Origin of the sequence: Flavobacterium sp. Arc2, from assembly GCF_041431385.1 — a bacterium.
Classification (GTDB): Bacteria; Bacteroidota; Bacteroidia; order Flavobacteriales; family Flavobacteriaceae; genus Flavobacterium.
Genome location: NZ_JASMRH010000023.1, coordinates 1 through 21,227 on the forward strand (window position 1 = coordinate 1; position 21,227 = coordinate 21,227).

Sequence of the window (21,227 nt, forward strand, 5' to 3'; positions counted from 1 at the left end):
TCCGAGAAAAAGATTTAATTTTGAAACACCAAATTATATGTTTAACCAAAAAGTTGCATTAGTAACTTGAATCCAGCGGTTTAATTAAACCAATCTCATAAAAATTACCTGATCCACTTTGAAGATTAGGATTTGATTGTCCAAAAGAATTTTTATAATCATACTTTGTAAAATTCTTTCCCGTATTCAAATAAATTTCCTGTGAAAATAATTGACAGGATGCAATTAAAATAAAAAATAGTAGGTAGTTTTTCATCATTGTTTAATAATTTTAGTGTAATAAGTAAGATTGGTCGTTTTTAACTGTACTAAGTATTCTGAATTTGGTAATAAAGCCAAATCAATAGTCAGAATATTGTCGACTGATTTTTTATTTTGTTGGAATATCAAACGTCCCACTATATCAAAGACATAAATAGATATAGTCTCTGTAACCGGTTGCGAAAATTGAAAATTGACAAATTCAGTAAATGGATTAGGATAGGTTATCGTCTTGAGACCATCAATTTCCTCCTTTTTATTAGAAGCAATATATTTACCCCAAACACTTTGTTGAAAACCCTGCAACATAACAAAATTAGTACTGGAAGTACCCGTTAAACTTTGCTGACCTATAGTTTGACTAATTATTAAACCATTAGGGGTTTTTGTTGACATTCCTTGAGAAGAAAGCATATGGTGATGTAATACTTGACCATGAAAAGTGATACTAAAAAATAAAAGTAAATACTTCATATAATTATTTATTTAACAAATAAAGTACCCATTTCGTGCACTTCGTCGGGTAAATGTATTCTTTTATCGATAAATTAAAAAATATGATCTTTACTTTTCTGATTTATCATACTTTATGTAATAAATAAGTAACTGTTTTTAGGTTTTTAGTAACTATTTCATCGAATCAAAATGCGATACTAAAACAATAAACCGTGTTTTTTGAAAGACTAACTTCAAAAAGTCCCGGTTAAATTAAATTGATAGCACCAACTAAACCAGTATTTACATATTCATCATTCTTTTAATATTTTTAATTTATATTCTTTTTTTTTTATAAAAAAACATCTCTATTTTAGCCTAACCATTAAAATTAACAATTCTACTAAGCTGCTTAAAAGGGAAAGATTCATGTTGTAGAACTTACTGATTTTAATGATCTATTTATGTAGTATAATCTAATCAAATACGATCACCTTACATATTTTTCTATATATTGCACAAAAATCATCTTTTTTATGTTTCTACACTTTCTTCTAATAATAATTGGTTTATTAGGATTTTTAACCGTCTTACTTGTTTTGACAAAATATAAAACGAATAAAATGATTAATATCTATTTAATTATCATTTTCACTCTCGTTTCTATCCGTTACATAATACATGGACTAAATTGTTCAATTCATTTTAAAAATTTAAATGATTTAATTATCAATTACAACCGTTTTTTTATAATACTAATTCCATGCATATATTTGTATTTTAAAAACTTAATCTTGGAAAGAAAATATTTTGCACTCCAAGATTTCAAACATTTTATTATACCGATTATATACTTTTTAATAATTGTAACAATCAATACTACTGGTAATTTCCTTTCAATAAATTGGAAATTAAATTTAATTGCACTTTTCTCCATATACGCTTTTACGTATTGGTACTTAGGCTATATTATGCTGGTTAAAGAGTTTTGGTTAAAAAAAAATAAACGTAGCGTTCTAAATAAACAAAATAGATTAATTAAAAATTGGACTTTCTATCTACTAACTTTATCTACATTAAGTATCATACGGGTTTTAATATCAATTTATTTGAAATTCTTTGATGAAAATACGGTTTCTGACGAAAAGCTTATTTGGATATCAAGCCTTTTTTGGATGTTCCTATTCCTTAAAGCCTTAATTTCTCCTGAAATTCTATATGGTTATGATGTGCTAAATGATATCCTAAAAAAAGAGCAAACATACAAATTAGAGCTAGATAACATTTGGAATATAGATTCTAAAAAAGAATCAAATAATATTCAGGATAGCATACTAAAACCTCAGATTGACAAAAACATCCTTGAATATATAAATAAAATAGAACAAAAAGCCTTAAACCCTGAATCATTTAGAGACTTTAAATTTTCAATATCTGATCTTGCAAAAAAAATAAAAATTCCAACTAGTCATCTAAATTACATCTTTAAATATCATTCTAAAATTCCTTTTTCAGATTATAAAAAAACGGTTAGAATACGTCATTCTATAGATCTTATTCAATCTGGTTACTTAGAAGCAAATACATTAGAATCGCTGGCAAAAGAAGTTGGATTTGCCTCTTACAATCCATTCTTCACCAGTTTTAAATATGTTAGTGGACAATCACCAAAAGAATATATAGACAGCTTAAAAGAATAAAAAAAGGCCCAACTTTTCAGTTGAACCTTTACTATTTTTTGAAATAAACTAATTACTCTTATTTCTTATAATACTTTTTATATTTTGGATACGTAATAGCACCTATAAAAGATATTGTTCCTAAAGAATACCATATCCAACTTAATGAATGTGCTTCTCCACTGGCATACGAGTGTAATCCTACCAAGTGGAAATTTACACCATAATAAGTGAACAAAATAGACACAAAAGCAAACATACTCATTAGATTAAAAATCCACTTTCCTCTTAAAGCAGGAACAAATCGAGCGTGAATCACAAATGCATAGACCATAATACTAATCAATGCCCAAGTCTCTTTTGGATCCCATCCCCAGTAACGTCCCCAACTTTCATTAGCCCATTGCCCTCCAAGGAAATTCCCAATGGTTAACATAATAAGTCCTATCGTCAACGCCATTTCGTTGATATAGGTAATCTCTTGAATATTTAAATCCATTTTGGCCTTATTTTTTTCATTGGTAAAAAAGATCAACAATAAAGAAACAAAACCTAAGATCATCCCCAATGCAAACGGTCCATAACTCGCTACAATTACAGCAACGTGGATCATTAACCAATACGAATTTAGAACCGGTTGTAAATTAGCAATCTCAGGGTCAATCCAATTCATATAAGCCGCAGATAAAATCATAGCCGTTACAAACGCAGCCGAAGCTACAGTTAACTTCGATTTGATATCAAACGCTAAACCGAAAAACATCGTTGCCCAAGCCACATAAACAATGGCTTCATACGCATTACTCCATGGGGCATGTCCAGATATATACCAACGTGCTATTAATGTAAATGTATGTAACGCAAACAATACCGCAATTAATACATGCATCGAATTTACTAAAACACGCAATAATTTCGTTTCTTTAAAAATTTGCACAATAGTAAAAATCAACATCAAAATAGATGCAAAAACGTAAGCGAAAGGTAATTTTTGAAGTAAATCATACTTGTTGTACAAAATCTCCATTGAAATTTTGTCTTCACTAGGTCTTACTTTGGCTCCGAATTTCTTTTGGAAACCATTGATACTTTCTACTAAATCATCGGCGTTTTTATAATCCCCAGTTTGAGAAGCATTATTTAATGATCCAAAATACAACGGCAAAACACTTTTTGTATAGGTAGAATCCATTCCTTTTAATCCTGCTTCACCTAATTCTAAAGATGAAACCCATTTATTATTAGCGTCATTAGGAATTGGAAAAATCTTTAAAATTCTTCCACTTAACGCTGATTCCATTAAGTTTACTTTCTTATCTGTTTCAATAAAGTCTTTTTCAAACTGATTCGGATTAGCTGCTTTATAAGCGTCGTCTAAATAAGGTGATAATTTATAATTCCCTTTTTCATCAAAAAACGCAATAAATGGAGCCGTTTCCGCTTTTACGTCTACTCCTATTAATTTTCGAATACTATCATTTCCGCTTCTTAGATAAATTAATGGAATTTCAATCCAGAATTGTGCATATTGAGACATGGATAAAAATACCTGATCAGAATTCATCCCTTTGTACTCATTAGCATGACTCACTTTCCTCAATAATTCAGATGAGAAGGTATTGATTGGTTTCATTCTTCCTCCTGCATCCTGAATAATAAGTCTTCCAAATTTTGCAGCATGCTCTTCTTTCACTTTGAACTTGTTCAGTAAGGAATCCAACTGTTTTTCAGTAGGTGCAACTCTGGTGTGATTCCCATTTTCAATGTGATCAGCATGGTCCCCATTCTCATCATGCTCGTGATTGTGCGTCTGAGCAAAACCGCTCATACTTATCATTAAAACTAAAATAGTAATCAATTTTGATTTTTTATTTTTAACCGCATCTAATTTTCGTTTCAAATCAGCAAAGCGAGAGTGTTTTGTAAACATAATAGACATCATTGCAAAAAATAACATAAAATAACCGGCGTACGTAATCGCTGTTCCCCAAAAATCGTGATTTACAGATAAGACTGTTCCCTTTTCATCTGGATCAAATGAAGATTGAAAGAAACGATATCCTTTGTAATCCAAAACATTATTCATAAAAATCCTAGCATCAAATACCTCTGTAGAATCCTGAACTGTCACTTTACTTTCAAAAGAAGAGTAACTTTTTTCTGTTCCTGGGTATTTTGTAGCGATAAAATCATTCAGTTTTATCTTGAAAGGCAAAACGTAAGCTTTACTACCGTAGAAAAAAGTATAATCTAAATTTCCAATTTTTACCGTTTGAAAATCTCCTACTCTACCCTTAGAACCCACAACAGTCACTTCTTTTTCCTGTCCCTCTGCTTTTACTTTTAGTACCAAAGCATCGGTATGATTTTTTGCCTTAAAATCATTACTAGATTCATAAGCAATTACACCTTTTACAGCAGAATCTGGAAAAACAAATCTTTTTTCTCCTATACTGTATAATGAACGCATCATTAAAGGCTGTACAATATCTTTAGTTACCGCACCTTCTAATTTATCGGCCATTCTCATGAAGTTCCCTTCAAATGGTGTTTGTATTGTATATTCTTTCCCAGTCGTATTGATGTTAATCGCACCCTCAGTAGGTTTATTTAAAGCAAATAAAACGTTATGAATATTTTGAACTTCTCCTTCTTTTAGAAAATGTTCTTCACGTCCGCCATCCCCTGCTTCCACAAGCTTGAAATATAAAACTCCGCTAGGATCGGCTTTTACATATTCCTTGGCACCCATGATAAAATTTTCATATTCTACTTCAAATGAAGTGTCTGCAAACTTATCAGAGATTGAAAAATTGTTATTAGTAACCGGCGAAAGTAATAATGGCTTTTCAAAAACCCTACGTTTCATTTCCCCTTTGTATTCCCCATCGATAAAAACGGTTAGGAATGTTTTGTCTGAATAAAACTGATTTTCAGCAGCGCCTTCACGTATTGGCATCATCCCTTCATAACTAATATAACGAGTTACAAATGCGCCCAAAAGAATAAAAATAAATGACAAATGAAGTAATAAAGTAGCCCATTTTTCCTTTTTTAATAGTTGGTAACGCTTAATATTCCCTATGAAATTGATCATAAAAAAAACCATTATCGCTTCAAACCACCAAGAATTATAAATTAAAATGCGAGCTGTATCCGTGTTGTATTTACTTTCGATGAAAGTTCCTACTCCCATTGCTATTGCGAAAGAGAGGAAAAGAAGTGCCATTAATCGTGTAGAAAACAAAAATGAAAATATTTTTTTATCCATTTGTAAGGAATTACGTTTTTATAAAAGTGCGACAAAAGTACTTAAAATTGTTGACTTCTATCTTCCCACAGTTGTTAATTTAATCCAAAATTAAGGGTTTAAAATCCCTAAAATAGGACTACTCCACTTTGTCTAGATACGCTCTTTTTCGGAAAACTATCAGTCCAGACGCTTCAGGAGAGACAACTGCGGTAGTCAGCTTCTATCCCTCACGTAAAATCAACTAACAATGATGTATGGTTTTTAGATTTAGGGCTATTTACAATCCTGTTTTTATAAAGTCGTACAATAGAAAAATTACGATGTTTTACACAACGACTTTTTTTATTTTACTCTAGTCATCCAATAACCTGCCATTTGTAAAGTATCGTAAAGTTATTGAGCACTTTACAGAAGGAAGTAAGTGCTTTAGTAATATTTTTACACAAAACAATGCGATATTACTTTCATAAAATAAATAACTACCATTTAATGGCAAAACCTTTAATGAGTCTTAAAGAAAATGTCCTGTTTACTAAAAAAACTAAATACAATTATTGATTATCAGTATTTTACATTTCAACTTTTAGAAATTAAAAACAATACTATTCATATAAAAACCGTGGATATCTTAAGTTGAAGTTCTCTAAATTAATATAAAGCCGTTCTTTGCAAAGTTTAATATTAGAACAAACACTATATTTGGAGGTTCAAATGATAACGAAAACATTCCTAGTAAAGAACTTCATTCTCATGAACGTTATAAATTAAAACACCTATGACAAATAATATACTTATTGAAAATCAATATAAAAGAAGCAGTATATTTGAAAAAGAAAATGTGAATTATCTAGTTCGCGTCTTAAAAAGATTTAATACAGTACCCAAAATAAACAACATAAATATTATTACCTCTACTACTGAGCCTAATATATTTAAAATTGTACCAAACAAATCGATTATAATTGGTTCGATATTATTGAGTAAACCTGTTTTAGCTTTAGTTTATTTAAGATATGGTATTGAATGGCAACTGTGGTATAAAGCTTTGAATAATGAAAAACAGGATACTGTTTTATGTGATATCGCAGCGCTTGAAGTGACCCGTATATTTTACCAATTGTTACCTAAAAATGATAAAGAAAAATTAGAAAATCTTGATTATTTGTTAATTGATTTGATTAAAAATAATAATGTTTTAAATACAGAATCATTATTAAAATATGAAAAACTTCAACCTTTTCATGGCTTGAATACTACTAACAAAGTATTTAAAGAATCATGGAAGCCCATTGTTGAAAATCTGGCAAAACCAACAGAGTATTTATTAATGTCTGGTGGTGATCTTAGATTGAATATTGACGAAATTGATTTATTAAATAAATATGGTTGCCGACCATTTCCTAGACCAGATGCCTTTACTTTTGCCTCATCTACAGGAACAAGTGTCTCTAATTTTGCGTTTGATAAAACAGATAAAGTTAGAAGTATTTTAATTAGAAACAGTCTGACAAATGGTTTTAAAAATACGACTACCGAGTTTTCTGAACTACTAAAAAATAACCTTAGAAAAATATTTAAATTAAATGAGGAATGTGAAATAATTTTTTCGCCCTCAGGAACTGATTCTTCACTTCAAATAGCAGCGATAACTCAAATTATGTCCGAAAAAGACATTACGCATATTTTAGTAGCTTCTGATGAAACTGGTAGCGGTATACCTGCGGCATTAAAAGGATGTCATTTTGAAAACACAACCGCTTTAAATTACCCTATTAAGAAAGGTGATAAAATTGAAGGATTTAGAGATGTTGATTTAATTAAAATTACTTTCAGAGATGAAAATGGCGCATTAAAATCATCCAGTCAATTAGACGAGGAGGTCTATAATGCTATTTCTAAAACCAATGAATTAGGCAGACACGTAGTACTGCATACTATGGATCAATCGAAATTAGGATATCAATCGCCTACTGACGCATTAATTCAAAAATTGAATACAATCGATGCCCTATCAATGCAGATCATTGTAGACGGTTCTCAACTTAGATTAGACCCTAAAGACATACAAAATTATTTAAATAAAGGATATATTGTTACTGTGACAGGAAGTAAATACTTTACTGGGCCTCCTTACTCAGGGGCATTACTTCTACCCGAAAATGTTAGCAAGTCAATTCATTCTGCAAAAAATAAGTTGCCAAAAGGTTTAACCCAGTATTATAATCATTCTGATTGGCCAACTTCTTGGTCTTGTTCAAATGAGTTATCTGATGGATATAACTATGGTTCTTATATGCGCTGGAACGCTGCCATAGTTGAAATGGACCGATACTATAAAACACCCGTTTTATATAGGAATATGGGTATTGAGATGTTCTGTAATTTTATTGACGATTCAATAAAAGAAGCCACTTTTTTAGAACCCATTTATGGTGATGAAACAAAAGCGAATAGTTATAATAGTCAAGAATTTGGAATAAGAAATATCCGTACCATTTTCCCTTTCTTTATCCTTAAAGACAATAAAGTCTTATCGGTTGATAATGTAAAAAAGCTCTATACATTACTAAATTCAGATATATCTGATCAGTTTGAAGATTCTCCACTAGAAATTATTAGGCTTGCTGCCCAAAAGTGCCATATAGGACAAGCCGTTAATGTAAAATATACCACTGATATTGAAAGTGCTGTTTTAAGAATTAGTTTGGGCGCAAGAGTTATTTCTGAAAGCTGGGTTAACAGAGATATTAGTCTGTTTTTTAGAAATATAGAAACACAAATGAATCAAATTACTGTAATCATAAAGAAAATAGAATTGATCCTCAGCAATCCCGAATTGTTGAAATAAATAAATTAAGATATAGTAAAATACACAAGGGTATCTGGGCGTGCCACCGTCCCAAAAAAAGGGCTATTTCACTTTGTCTAGATACGCCCTTTTTCGGGAAGCTGTCGGGTCATCCGCGCTACTGCGGTAGCCAGCTTCTACCCCTCACGCAAAACCGACTAAAAGTGACATCTTGTTTTTACAATTAAACATATTTGTACTATTTTTTTTATAGATTAGCAAAATGACAAAAAGTTACTTTATGGTATAAAGCCAACCTTTTTGGTTGTAATGAAGTAGTTTTATGGTAATAGTATACAAGTAAGCAACTATTTATCCGAAGACGATAAACAAAAGGACGGTAAATCAAATACTAAAATAAATGAAAAAAATATTTTCGATATCACTAATTTTAATCCTCTCTTACAATATAAATGGACAAAATAGAGAATGGAAAAAGGTTATTAGAGAACACAAAACTATTGAAAATATAACTTATTTTTTCGATTCTAACGTTCCAATTAAAGAGAGAAAATCTGATATAGCACTATCCCAAAAATCCATAAAAGAAGACTTGGAATTAATCAATGAAAAAGAGTATAAAAAGATTATTGAAATAGAGTTTTTGGCGTCAAGAAAAGAAATGCTTAAGTACTCAGGATATGGCGCACAAGGTTTAGCTGTTTTTGAAAGAGATATCGTATTTATGATACATAAAAATAAAAATTCTCCAATTAAACATGAAATGATGCATATGATAAGTATGGATAAATGGGGCGATACAGCAGAAAGTTCACATTGGATGAACGAAGGTTTAGCAACATATGCAGGTGGAACTTGTAGTAAATATAGTTTGGAAGAAATATATAAATACTTTATTCAGAGTAAAAAACTGATTCCTATGAATACAATAGCGAATGATTTTTATTCTGCTAACGATATGATTACATATACACAAAGTGCTTTTCTTGTCAAATATTTAATTGATAATTACGGTTTTGAAAAATTATCTAAACTTTGGGTAGAAGGCTATAACAACTTTAATAAAATATACGGGTTTGAATTTGAGGAAATGCAAAGTAAAATAGAATCTGAATTAAAGATAAAATACCCTAAAAATATTGAATTTGATTGGGAGGAATTTAATAAAGGCTGTATATAAACGGTCTCTAACAGCTAAGGATTCTTTGGGCTTGCAAAGTCAACACCCGAGCAATTACGAACGGACGAAATAATGAAGCCTTTGTTGACCCGAACCGCTCCACTTTTAAAAGAATACGCTGATTTACACCCAACGCTAGCGTAGCATTTTCTTCAGTAAAAAAACCTTCATAGAACAATACAACTTACAGTTAAACACCCACTATTTTCTTTGCCGTTTTAAAACTATGCACATTTATATGCCCTTTCATAATGCATTACAAGACTTTATGCTTAAAATCTTCTCTGCCTTTATTTACCATACTACTTCATTTTTTTTCCTAATTTTGTCACATGGTTAAAGTTATTATTATAGGCTCGGGAAATGTAGCACAACATTTAATTGCTGCTTTTCAAAACTCCAAGAATACAGGAGATGAAATTGAATTAGTTCAAGTGTTTTCTAGAAAAGCGAACACACTAGCAAACGTATTAGACGCTAGTCTCATCACAACAGATATAGCTAATTTATTAGAGGCCGATCTATACATCATTGCGGTCTCAGATGATGCCATTGGAGCTGTTGCTGCACAATTAGCTTTTAAAAACCGATTGGTGGTACACACCTCTGGTAGCGTAGGTTTAAATGTTATAAACGACAACAACCGAAGAGGGGTCTTCTACCCGCTCCAAACTTTTACCAAAAACAAGGCAGTAGATTTCAAGGCAATCCCTATTTGCTTAGAAAGTGAGAACTCAACTGATTTTCGATTATTGGAGAAGGTAGCAAAAGTAATTTCTAATAAAGTATTTGCTATCAACTCTGAACAACGCAAGGCATTACACGTAGCGGCAGTTTTCGTAAATAACTTTACGAATCATTTATACACCATTGGAAATGAAATTTGTCTGGAGAATCAAGTTCCTTTCGATATTTTAAAACCTTTAATTCTGGAAACAGCACAAAAAATAATGACCATTTCGCCTAAAGATGCTCAGACTGGGCCGGCAAAACGAAATGATTTAAAGACAATTGAAGCACATCAATTATTTTTATCTGACGAAAATCAAACAACCATTTATAAAATCATAACACAATCTATACAAGATCATGGCAAAAAATTATAAGGAATTAATGAATGACATCACCACTTTTATTTTTGATGTTGATGGCGTACTTACAGACAGCTCAGTATTTGTAACCACTGAAGGAGAAATTCTTAGAACAATGAATATCCGTGACGGCTATGCCATGAAAGCGGCTGTAGAAAGCGGCTATAATGTTTGTGTTATTTCGGGTGGAAGTAATGAAGGAGTTCGCGTACGATTGCGCAATCTGGGAGTTACAGATATCCATTTGGGTACACCAGACAAAGTAGAAACGTTTAAAGAATATACTGAATTGTATAATATCAATCCAGAGCAAGTTTTATATATGGGAGATGACATTCCTGATTATCATGTGATGAAATTAGTAGGTTTACCAACATGCCCGCAGGACGCTACTCCAGAAATAAAAACAATTTGTACTTACATTTCACATATAAATGGTGGTAAAGGAGCTGCTCGTGATGTTATCGAGCAGGTTATGAAGGTACAAGGAAAATGGATGTCTTATTTTGACGGGAAACTTGATTAATAGAAACAACCAAAATTGAAGTTCCAAATTCCAAAACTTTCTAAAAGACCGTAAATCAAGTATGAAATACCTGAAAATCATTAGATACCAAAACTTATTGATGCTTGCTTTTATGCAATTGCTCTTTAGGTACGGTTTTTTGAAATTGCAAAATATACCTCTGGCATTAAGCGATTGGCAATATGGATTATTGGTACTAAGTACCGTTTTAATCGCGGCAGCCGGTTATGTTATCAATAACATTTTTGATCAGGATACAGATCTAGATAATAAACCGCATCAGGTCATCATTGGTAAAAGTATTTCTGAATCTAGAGCCTATAACATTTACGCCGCGCTTAATATCAGTGGAGTTGCAATAGGTTTTTATTTGTCTAACGTAATTGTTAAGCCCTCCTTTGCAACTATTTTTATTTTGATCGCTGCCAGCCTTTACATCTACGCAACGAGTTTAAAGCAAATGATGATATTAGGCAATATTATTGTAGCGCTACTAGTAGCCTTTAGCGTTGTGATTATTGGTGTTTTTGACTTATATCCTGCGATTGACGCAGCGAATCAGCTTGCAATGGCCAACTTGTTTTCTATACTTTTAGATTACGCCTTATTTGCATTTATAATTAATTTTATTCGGGAAATAGTCAAGGATTTAGAAGACATACAAGGAGACAACAACCAAGGAATGAAAACCCTAGCCATAGTTCTAGGAATAGAAAAAACAACAAAAGTAGTTTTTGTATTAGCCGTGCTATCAATAATCACGCTCTTCGTTTATACTAAAACGTATCTCGTGGCTAACGATTTATTTATTGCCACACTTTATGGCCTTTTATTTGTTTTAGCCCCCCTTATTTTCTTTACTATCAAAATTTGGACAGCTAAAACTAAAGAAGAATTTCATACCTTGAGTACCCTACTAAAATGGATTTTATTTTTCGGAATTCTATCTATAGTGATCATCACCTTAAATATAAAATACAATGCTTAAAGATAAATTAAAACAATACAAATTGATTCTGGCATCTGGTTCTCCCAGGAGACAGCAATTCTTTAAAGACCTAGAATTGGATTTTGAAATTCGATTAAAAGAAATCGAAGAAATATATCCACCACATCTAAAAAGAGAAGAAATAACAAATTATTTGGCCAACTTAAAAGCCAGTGCTTTTGAAGGTGGATTGCAGGAAAATGAAATACTTGTTACAAGCGATACCATTGTTTGGCATAACAACAAAGCTTTAGGGAAACCAACCGACAAAGAGGATGCTTTTGCTATTTTAAAGTCACTGTCTAACGCTACTCACGAAGTAATTACATCTGTTTGTTTTAAAACTAATTCAAAGACAGAGCTACTATACGAGGTAACAAAAGTTACTTTCAACGAACTCAGTGATGATGCAATTAATTATTACATTGAGAATTTTAAACCTTTTGATAAAGCCGGAGCTTACGGAATACAGGAATGGATTGGTTTCATAGGTGTATCAAAAATTGAAGGTTCTTATGCTAATGTGATGGGAATGCCTGTAGACAAGGTTTACGAATATTTAAGTAACTTAGCTTAAAACAGAAAAACATGTCTTTTTTTAACGATTTTACCAAAGAAATAGTTGCGAGTGGGATTCTAATACTACTTGTTTTTACCTTGCGAATAATCATTTCAAAACTAGTCAGACGTTTTGCAAAGATGACCCATATTATAGAGCATCGCACTAATTTAGTTGTAAAATACCTGCATATACTGGTCAATATTCTGGCAATAATTGCTTTGATACTAATCTGGGGAGTTCAACCTAAAGATATTATCATTGCTATTTCCTCCATCACCACGGTGGTTGGTGTAGCGATGTTTGCTCAATGGTCTATTTTGAGTAATATTACTTCAGGTATTATTCTGTTTTTTAACTTTCCCTTTAAAATAGGAGATGTAATCAGAATCCATGATAAAGATTTCCCCATCGTCGCTGAAATTGAAGATATAAAAGCATTCCATGTTTCTTTAAAAACGAAAGAAGGCGAAATGATTATTTACCCAAATAACTTACTTTTCCAAAAAGGTATTTCCATAATGAAACATCATTTTGATGATAAAGACTTTATTGAGTAGATATATTCTAAAGTTAAGGGCTACAAGTAGCAATTATATAACAAATAATAAAAAAACTATAACCTAAAATTATAGTAAAATTTTCATATTTGTTTCTTAAAGAATTAATACTTTACATTAGAATTTCAATCCCAGAAATATGAGCAATACTATCAAATACCCCTTTTACATTAGGCTAGCCTTTTCATTAATTAGTTTAATAAGTATTACGTATATTTTCTTCATTGGAAAAGGAGTCATAATCCCCATATTAATGGCTTTTTTGTTTGCTGTTTTACTATTGCCTATAGTTCATTTCTTGAGTGATAAAATCCGAATCCCCCATGTACTTGCCGTATCTTTAACAGTCCTCTTTTTTGTATTAGTCATAATTGCAATCCTTGCATTCATTTCGTACCAAGTTAGTGACATTGCCAGTGATTTTGCCCGCATAAAAAAGAATATCAACCTTTTTATTACAGACATTCAAAGCTTCATACGTACCTATTTTCATGTAAGTGTATGGGAGCAAAAAAAATATATTGCTAATGTAACACAGGATTCTGTAAAAAAAGGCACGGAAACAATTGGGACAACTTTGATATCTGTTACTGATACTATAGTTGATATGACTTTAATACCTATATACACTTTCTTGATTCTTTTATACAGAACACATTTTATTTTATTTTTTGCAAAATTGGTCAAAAAGCAACACCATCAAAAGTTACAAGAAATATTGTCACAAATAAAAGTAGCTATAAACAGCTATATTGTTGGCTTAATTATCGAAATGGTAGTAGTATCAGTTCTAACTAGTATTGGTCTTTATTTCATAGGAGTAGAATATTTCATTCTACTGGGAATTATAACAGGAATTCTAAACCTAATTCCCTACATAGGTATTTTAATTGCTGGTGCAGTTACTATATTATCGTCATTAACAGGAACACCTGAATTATCAGTTATGGTAGGTGTAATCGTTGTAAATGTAGTTGTACAAATCATTGATAATAATATCCTTGTTCCGATGATTATCAATACCAAGGTTGAGATAAATGCATTCGTTTCCATTGTGGGAATTATCATTGGTGGCGGTATTGCAGGTATTGCAGGTATGTTTTTAGCAATTCCATTACTAGCCATACTCAAAATAATATTTGATCGAATAGAATCTTTAGAACCATGGGGGTACCTGATGGGAGATAATTTACCCAAAACATTTATCTGGAGAAATAAAAAACCAGTGACTTCAGAAAAAGAATCGAACAAAAATCACGGACAAATTACAATTTCTGATGATGACATTTCAGAAACAATAACGGAATCGAATACTGATTAAAAAATCGAATACTAGTTCCATTCCTTTTCGACAATAAAACACCGTAGAAGTGCGTTATAGTAAAACAAAAAACATGTTGCGCTTTAATTCTTATTGTAAATATTTTTAAATGCAATCACAACAAAAAATAGTACTGCTTATTTTGATGTTTTTTTGCTGTCAAATTTCTTTTTCGCAAATTAAAAAAACGGAAAAAGACAGTACTGACGTGTACCAAAGCCTACAAACGTATTCCAAAAAAAATAAATTTACTAGATTTTTACACTCAGTAATTTTTGAACCCATCAATTCAAAAAAGAAGAAACAAGTGATTAAGCGACCTCAAAAAAAACGGTCTGTTGAAGGTAAAATAATCCGAAAAATCAATATCGTAACCTTAGATCCTTTTGGACATTCTGACCTTGACACCACTGTAAACCCTCATAATTGGGCCGAAAGAACAGGAAACAGAATACATCTTAAAAGCAAAAAAATAGCCATAAAAAACCTATTGCTTTTCAAAAAAAACACACCCTATGATGCTTTATTAATAAAAGAATCCGAGCGTATCATAAGGTTGCAAAAATTTGTAAACAGAGTCACTATCACTGTAGAAGAAGCTACTGTGCAGTCTGATTCTGTGGATATATCTATTCGGGTGTTAGATTCTTGGAGTACCGTCCCAAAAATTGCAGTTTCAGGCAATAAAACATCATTAGGTATTAATGAAAGAAATTTTTTTGGTATCGGTCATCAGTTGGACTACATATACACGCATCGAACCAGTGATGGAAAAAACGGTAATAATTTAGCTTACACCGTACCTAACCTCAGGAATACCTTTGTTAAAACACAATTTAAATACAAAAATGATCTGGACAACTATTATGCTAAAAGTATAGACGTGGAACGCCCTTTCTATTCTCCTTTGGCAAAATGGGCTGGCGGCATTTATTTAGATCAGCAATTTAGAAAAGATACTTTACAAGGAGCAGATTTAAGCTATGTAACACAAAATTTTAAATTTAGTTCCCATGATTTTTGGATAGGAAAAGCATTTCAAATTCTTAAAGGAACTACAGTCATTGATCAAAGTACAAATCTAATTTTATCAGCACGATTTTTAAACATCAGTTATCTTGAAAGCCCAAGCATCGAATATGATCCTGCTAATTTCTTTTCGGGAGAACAATTGATTTTATCCGGAATAGGGATTAACACCCGTCAGTTTGTTAAAGATCAATATATTTTTAGAAATGGAATAACTGAAGACGTTCCCACTGGAAGGATTTACGGCCTAACATACGGCTATCAATATAAAAATTCCAAATGGAGGCCCTATTTAGGAGCTCAGGTATCTTTTGGAAAATACCATAAATGGGGATTTTTAAGCACTAATTTTGAAGCAGGAACTTTCTTTAGTAATTCAAAAACAGAGCAGACTACTTTTTCTTTTCAAGCCAACTATTTTACAAAACTGTTGACAATGGGATATTGGAAATTAAGGCAATTTATCAAGCCGCAAATAATCATTGGAAATAATCGTCAGAATTCAGTAGGTGACCGATTGACGATTAATGAAAATTATGGAATTCAAGGCTTCAATAGCGCAATATATGGTACCCGTAAAATGTTAATGACTTTGCAAACGCAAGCCTATGCACCAAAAGATTTTGGAGGATTTAGAATGAATCCCTATTTTAATTATTCCATCGCCTTACTAGGAAATAAAGTGGGTGGAACAACAACAAGTAAAGCATACTCAAAAATTGGTATTGGTGTAATCATCAATAATGATTACTTAGTCTTTCGTTCCTTCCAATTATCACTTTCCTATTACCCTACAATCCCTTTCCAAGGAGATAATGTATTTACAACTAATGCTTTTCAAACATCAGATATAGGGTTACAGAATTTTGAATTAGCAAAACCCAAAACAGTTGAGTACAAATAATAAAATCTAATACACATTTAAAAGTAGAAAAATACGCAACCTTACAGCTGAGAATTCCTTAATAAAACTGTGAATTTTGTAAAAATAGTGATTAATTATACAATTCCAATTAACAAATTGTCATTACCTTTGTAAAAATAATCAACTCAAATTAAAACCTAACCAAGATGAAAAAATTAAGTTTCTATTTAATGATAATGGTATTATCATTATGCGCTGTTCCCTCTACATTAGTAGCGGCTGAAAAAAACCCTGTTGCAAAAGAAGTTCCTGCTGAAGTACAAACCATGCTTAATCGTTTAGACGAAATCAAAGAAATGGATAAAAGTTCTTTAAAATCTTCAGAGAAAAAAGAATTACGAAAAGAAGTTCGTGAAATCAAAAAAGAATTAAAAAGATCTGGACAAGGTGTTTATTTTTCTGTAGGAGCAATTATTATTATTATTCTTTTATTGATTTTATTATTATAAAAAATCACCATTAAGGTTAGAAAAAAAGAAACGTAAACTACGTTTCTTTTTTTTTGAATAGACATAAATGAATGTTAACAAAAATAGTATGGCACAATAGTTGGCTACAACTATCGTGTATTAAAGTACTAATACCACAAAATAAATATATCAAAATGAAAAAATTTAAATTACTTGCTCTGGGAATAGTTCTTTTAATAGCAGGATCAGCAAGTGCACAAGTTTCTGTGAATATAAATATTGGTAGTCCTCCTTCATGGGGACCTTCAGGATATGCGGAAACAGAATATTACTACCTACCAGATGTGCAAGCTTATTACGACATTAGACAGTCTCAATTTATATATTATGGAAATGGTAATTGGGTACGATCACGATATCTACCTACACAATATAGAAACTATGATTTATATAGTGGATATAAAGTGGTATTAAACGATTACCATGGTAGAACTCCTTATACCTATTATAAAAAACACAAAGCAAAATATTATAAAGGATATAAAGGTCGTTACCAAAAAACAATTGGGCATAGAGAAGACAACCATAAAAATTACAACGATAATGAACATAATCGCGGTAAAGGAAATAAGGACCATGGAAACAATGGTCATGGAGACAAAGGCCATGGAAAGGGAAAACATTAATTTCACTTTCATAGTTATAAAAAAGAGAAACGCAGTTTGCGTTTCTCTTTTTTTTTGCACCTACATTAAAATTTAAACCTATGTTAATAAAATCATCTTGGCACAGTTGTTGGTTTTACGATAAAAGTACTGTGCTAGCCAGTACAATATTAAATATAAATAGAAAAAAAAACAGAAAAGATGAAAACATTAAAACTATTAGCCGTTGGAATAATTCTACTCGTATCCAGTTCAATTCAAGCACAAGTTTCAGTAAATTTAAATATAGGTACAGCTCCTGCCTGGGGACCTTCAGGATATGCAGCAGCAGAATATTATTATTTGCCAGATGTTCAAGCTTATTATGACGTTAGATCTTCCTTATTTGTTTATTTTGGAAACGGAAGATGGGTAAGATCACGATACTTACCCAGACAATATAGAAACTATGATTTATACAGTGGGTATAAAGTAGTCTTAAACGGCTATCACGGTCAGAGACCTTATGCGCACTACAACAATCACAGACAAAGATATAGCCCACACTATAGAAGTCAACGTCAAAGAACAATTGGGCAAAGATATGACAATCATAGAGACGCTAAAAGAAGCCATACAAGGTCAGGTAATCATAGATACGCTGTTAACCGTAGATCATCAAATGACCGCAGGTATTCTGGAAGCCACAAAAATTCTGATAATCATAAAAAGTATGATAATCGTAGAAGCAACAGCAATAAGAAAAGTCATGAAAAAAACAGCCATGGAAAACGTTAATCCTAACGATTAACACCGCTTAAAAAAAGGGAACACTATAACAGTGTTCTCTTTTTTTTTTACAAATCTACTGCTACCTATTCAAACAAAGAAAATAAGAAATCTTTTAAAAAAAAATATAATTACTACATTTGGTCTAATTGCAAATTAAATTATAAAAAAATGCTCAAAAATAAAATTCAATATATTTTAATTCTTCTTTTTTGTTTCCAAATTCTATCAGCCCAACAGCCACAAAAACCAAATTCAGTTGAAATTTTCAACCAAATTGAGAAATTAAATTTCTTGGGATCTGTACTCTATATTGCAGCACATCCTGATGATGAAAATACACGGTTAATTTCTTATTTATCAAATGATGTGAAAGCAAGAACGGGATATTTGTCTTTGACGCGTGGTGACGGAGGCCAAAATTTAATAGGGCCTCAATTAAGGGAATTATTAGGAGTCATTAGAACGCAGGAACTACTTGAAGCTAGAAAAATAGATGGTGGTGAGCAGTTTTTTTCCCGTGCCAATGATTTTGGTTTTTCCAAAAACCCTGATGAAACACTTGAAATTTGGGATAAAGAAAAAGTTCTTTCTGATGTAGTTTGGGCCATACGTAAATTTCAGCCTGATGTTATCATAAACCGATTCGACCATCGTACTGCAGGTACAACGCACGGACATCATACAGCTTCAGCAATATTAAGCACCCAAAGTTTTAATTTAACCAATGACACGACCGTTTTCCCTGAACAATTAAAATTAGTGCAGACTTGGAAACCCAAACGTCAGTTTTTCAATGCTTCGTGGTGGTTTTATGGTAGCCAAGAAAAGTTTGATGCCGCTGACAAAAGTAATTTAACTACCATCAAAACCGGAGTTTATTATCCCAACCTAGGAAAATCAAACCAAGAAATCGCAGCCTTAAGCAGAAGTAGCCATCAATCACAAGGTTTTGGAAGTACAGGAGTTCGAGGTGAAGAATCAGAATATTTAGAACTTATCAATGGAGAGAAATTAAACAACAGCACCGATATTTTTGAAGGAGTTGATACTAGCTGGAATCGCGTTTCTGGTGGAAAACCCATTGGAGAATTACTTGGAGAAATAGCTTCAAAATACGATTTTTCAAATCCCTCAGCAAGTATTTCTGATTTGACCAAAGCTTATTTAATGATTCAGTCATTGAATGACAATCATTGGAAAGCATTAAAAATGGGCGAGATCGAACAAATAATTGCGGCTTGTTCTGGTTTATACCTTGAAGCTGTATCCTTGAATCAGGAAGCTACTCCTGGTAGTGTTGTGAAACTAAAGCTCGAAGCCATAAACAGAAGCAGCATTGATATGCAATTACTAAGCGTAACCACCTTGCCTAACCAGAAAAATACGGTATTCAATACACCTTTAAAAAACAATAGTGATGAAAACATAACGCTTGATTTTCAACTACCAACAACAATAGAATACACGCAACCCTATTGGTTAAAAGAAAAAGGAACTGTCGGTATGTACACAGTTGCTGACCAGAAAAACATAGGTATTCCAGATATAATCAGAGAAGTAAAGGTGATCTTTAATGTTCAAATTAATGGAATAAAAATTCCATTTGAACGCGCTGTCGTTTACAAATACAATGACAATGTAAAAGGTGAAATGTATAATTATCTTGATATTGTACCCGAAGTTACTACAAGTATCCTGGATCATGTTTCGTTCTTTAACAATGGAAATAAAAAACCAATTGCCGTAAGTGTTAAAGCAGGAAAAGATAACATAAAAGGAAATTTGCAATTAGAATTACCAGGAAATTGGTCAGTTTCGCCAGAATCTATTCCCTTCTCCTTAGATAAAAAAGGAACGGAACAAGTGTTTTACTTTGAAGTAACTCCGCCAGCAAAGCCTGATGAAGCTATTGCTAAAAGTGTTGTTATAGTAGATACTAAAAGATATGATAAAGATCAGGTCATAATAGATTACCCTCATATAACCAAGCAGCAGATATTGAAACCTGCGGAAGCAAAATTTATTAAGTTAGACCTTAAAATAAACAATCAAAAAATTGGTTACATTATGGGTGCCGGCGACGAGGTTCCTGAAGGACTTATGCAGATGGGGTATAAAGTGACCTTATTAAATCCTGATGAAATCACGCCAGCAAAACTAGAGTCATTTGATGTTGTTATCACGGGAATTCGCGCTTATAATGTGCTTCCTTCATTAGAAAACAAACAAAAAATCCTTCTTGATTTTGTAAAATCCGGCAAAACAATGATTGTTCAATACAATACACCTGACGGGTCACTTCCTGCTGATATTGCACCTTACCCATTAAAAATATCCCGTGACAGAGTAACCGAAGAAAATGCCGAAGTCCGATTTCTAGCCCCTAACCATCCTATTTTAAATTATCCCAATAAAATCACCACTAAAGATTTTGAAGGTTGGACTCAAGAACAAGGTTTATATTATCCTAACGAATTTGACAACACCTTCACTCCTATTTTGTCTTCTAATGACAAAGGAGAAAGTCCAACAAATGGAGCCTTGCTAGTTGCGCCTTATGGAAAAGGATACTATATTTATACCGGATTAAGTTTTTTTAGAGAATTGCCAGAAGGAGTATCAGGAGCTTATCGCCTTTTGTCGAATATGATTTCGTTGAAAGCGCCAATCACAGTTTCTTCACAAAACTTAAAAAACTAAAGAAATAAATATGGAACCAAAAAAAACAAAACCTTGGAAAAAGGATTATACAATGGTACTTATAG

17 protein-coding genes are annotated in these 21,227 nt (G+C 32.0%); 14 read left to right on the forward strand and 3 right to left on the reverse strand.

Annotation, left to right across the window (positions count from 1 at the left end):
* Positions 1–58: 58 nt before the first annotated feature.
* The gene (locus QO182_RS15035) at positions 59–259 is read right to left on the reverse strand and encodes a hypothetical protein (protein WP_371562500.1); all 201 of its coding nucleotides are present in this window, start codon (positions 257–259) and stop codon (positions 59–61) included.
* On the reverse strand, positions 256–735 hold the full coding sequence (locus QO182_RS15040) for a T9SS type A sorting domain-containing protein (RefSeq protein WP_371540440.1): 480 nt from the start codon (positions 733–735) through the stop codon (positions 256–258). The genes QO182_RS15035 and QO182_RS15040 overlap by 4 nt, the downstream gene beginning before the upstream one ends.
* A 755-nt stretch (positions 736–1,490) precedes the next feature.
* Between QO182_RS15040 and QO182_RS15045 the strand changes: the two genes are divergently transcribed.
* Positions 1,491–2,396: a helix-turn-helix domain-containing protein gene (locus QO182_RS15045; protein WP_371562503.1), complete on the forward strand. Its 906-nt coding sequence runs from the start codon at positions 1,491–1,493 to the stop codon at positions 2,394–2,396.
* Between the two features lie 58 nt (positions 2,397–2,454).
* Here QO182_RS15045 and ccsA read toward each other — a convergent pair whose 3' ends face one another.
* Positions 2,455–5,646 (reverse strand): cytochrome c biogenesis protein CcsA, encoded by a 3,192-nt coding sequence (gene ccsA / locus QO182_RS15050; RefSeq protein WP_371562506.1) that lies wholly within the window; start codon positions 5,644–5,646, stop codon positions 2,455–2,457.
* Between the two features lie 757 nt (positions 5,647–6,403).
* Here ccsA and QO182_RS15055 point away from each other — a divergent pair.
* The 13 genes from QO182_RS15055 (at position 6,404) to QO182_RS15115 (ending at position 21,162) form a co-directional block, all read left to right on the forward strand.
* Positions 6,404–8,476, forward strand: a complete 2,073-nt coding sequence (locus tag QO182_RS15055) for a hypothetical protein (protein WP_371540432.1) — start codon at positions 6,404–6,406, stop codon at positions 8,474–8,476.
* A gap of 361 nt (positions 8,477–8,837) precedes the next feature.
* Positions 8,838–9,617 carry a peptidase MA family metallohydrolase gene (locus QO182_RS15060; RefSeq protein ID WP_371562508.1) on the forward strand — a complete coding sequence of 260 codons (780 nt, stop codon included), beginning with the start codon at positions 8,838–8,840 and terminating at the stop codon, positions 9,615–9,617.
* 332 nt (positions 9,618–9,949) lie between these two features.
* Entirely contained in the window at positions 9,950–10,723 is a 774-nt protein-coding gene (locus tag QO182_RS15065; RefSeq protein WP_371562511.1) for a Rossmann-like and DUF2520 domain-containing protein, read from the forward strand.
* Positions 10,707–11,234, forward strand: coding sequence for a KdsC family phosphatase (locus tag QO182_RS15070; protein ID WP_371540424.1), 528 nt, complete (start codon positions 10,707–10,709; stop codon positions 11,232–11,234). Before QO182_RS15065 ends, QO182_RS15070 begins: the two co-directional genes overlap by 17 nt.
* Before the next feature lie 61 nt (positions 11,235–11,295).
* Complete coding sequence (locus QO182_RS15075) at positions 11,296–12,222, forward strand: geranylgeranylglycerol-phosphate geranylgeranyltransferase (RefSeq protein WP_371540422.1); 927 nt, start codon at positions 11,296–11,298, stop codon at positions 12,220–12,222.
* Entirely contained in the window at positions 12,215–12,799 is a 585-nt protein-coding gene (locus QO182_RS15080; RefSeq protein WP_371540420.1) for a Maf-like protein, read from the forward strand. The genes QO182_RS15075 and QO182_RS15080 overlap by 8 nt, the downstream gene beginning before the upstream one ends.
* An 11-nt stretch (positions 12,800–12,810) precedes the next feature.
* Positions 12,811–13,341 carry a mechanosensitive ion channel domain-containing protein gene (locus tag QO182_RS15085; RefSeq protein WP_371540418.1) on the forward strand — a complete coding sequence of 177 codons (531 nt, stop codon included), beginning with the start codon at positions 12,811–12,813 and terminating at the stop codon, positions 13,339–13,341.
* Positions 13,342–13,480: 139 nt separating this feature from the next.
* Positions 13,481–14,662, forward strand: a complete 1,182-nt coding sequence (locus QO182_RS15090; RefSeq protein WP_371540414.1) for an AI-2E family transporter — start codon at positions 13,481–13,483, stop codon at positions 14,660–14,662.
* Between the two features lie 109 nt (positions 14,663–14,771).
* Positions 14,772–16,595, forward strand: a complete 1,824-nt coding sequence (locus tag QO182_RS15095) for a hypothetical protein (protein ID WP_371562514.1) — start codon at positions 14,772–14,774, stop codon at positions 16,593–16,595.
* A 167-nt stretch (positions 16,596–16,762) separates the two neighbouring features.
* The gene (locus tag QO182_RS15100) at positions 16,763–17,065 is read left to right on the forward strand and encodes a hypothetical protein (RefSeq protein ID WP_371540408.1); all 303 of its coding nucleotides are present in this window, start codon (positions 16,763–16,765) and stop codon (positions 17,063–17,065) included.
* Between the two features lie 155 nt (positions 17,066–17,220).
* Positions 17,221–17,712 carry a hypothetical protein gene (locus QO182_RS15105; RefSeq protein ID WP_371540406.1) on the forward strand — a complete coding sequence of 164 codons (492 nt, stop codon included), beginning with the start codon at positions 17,221–17,223 and terminating at the stop codon, positions 17,710–17,712.
* Between the two features lie 180 nt (positions 17,713–17,892).
* Entirely contained in the window at positions 17,893–18,468 is a 576-nt protein-coding gene (locus QO182_RS15110) for a hypothetical protein (protein ID WP_371562516.1), read from the forward strand.
* 162 nt (positions 18,469–18,630) lie between these two features.
* Complete coding sequence (locus QO182_RS15115) at positions 18,631–21,162, forward strand: PIG-L family deacetylase (protein WP_371562518.1); 2,532 nt, start codon at positions 18,631–18,633, stop codon at positions 21,160–21,162.
* Positions 21,163–21,227: the final 65 nt, after the last annotated feature.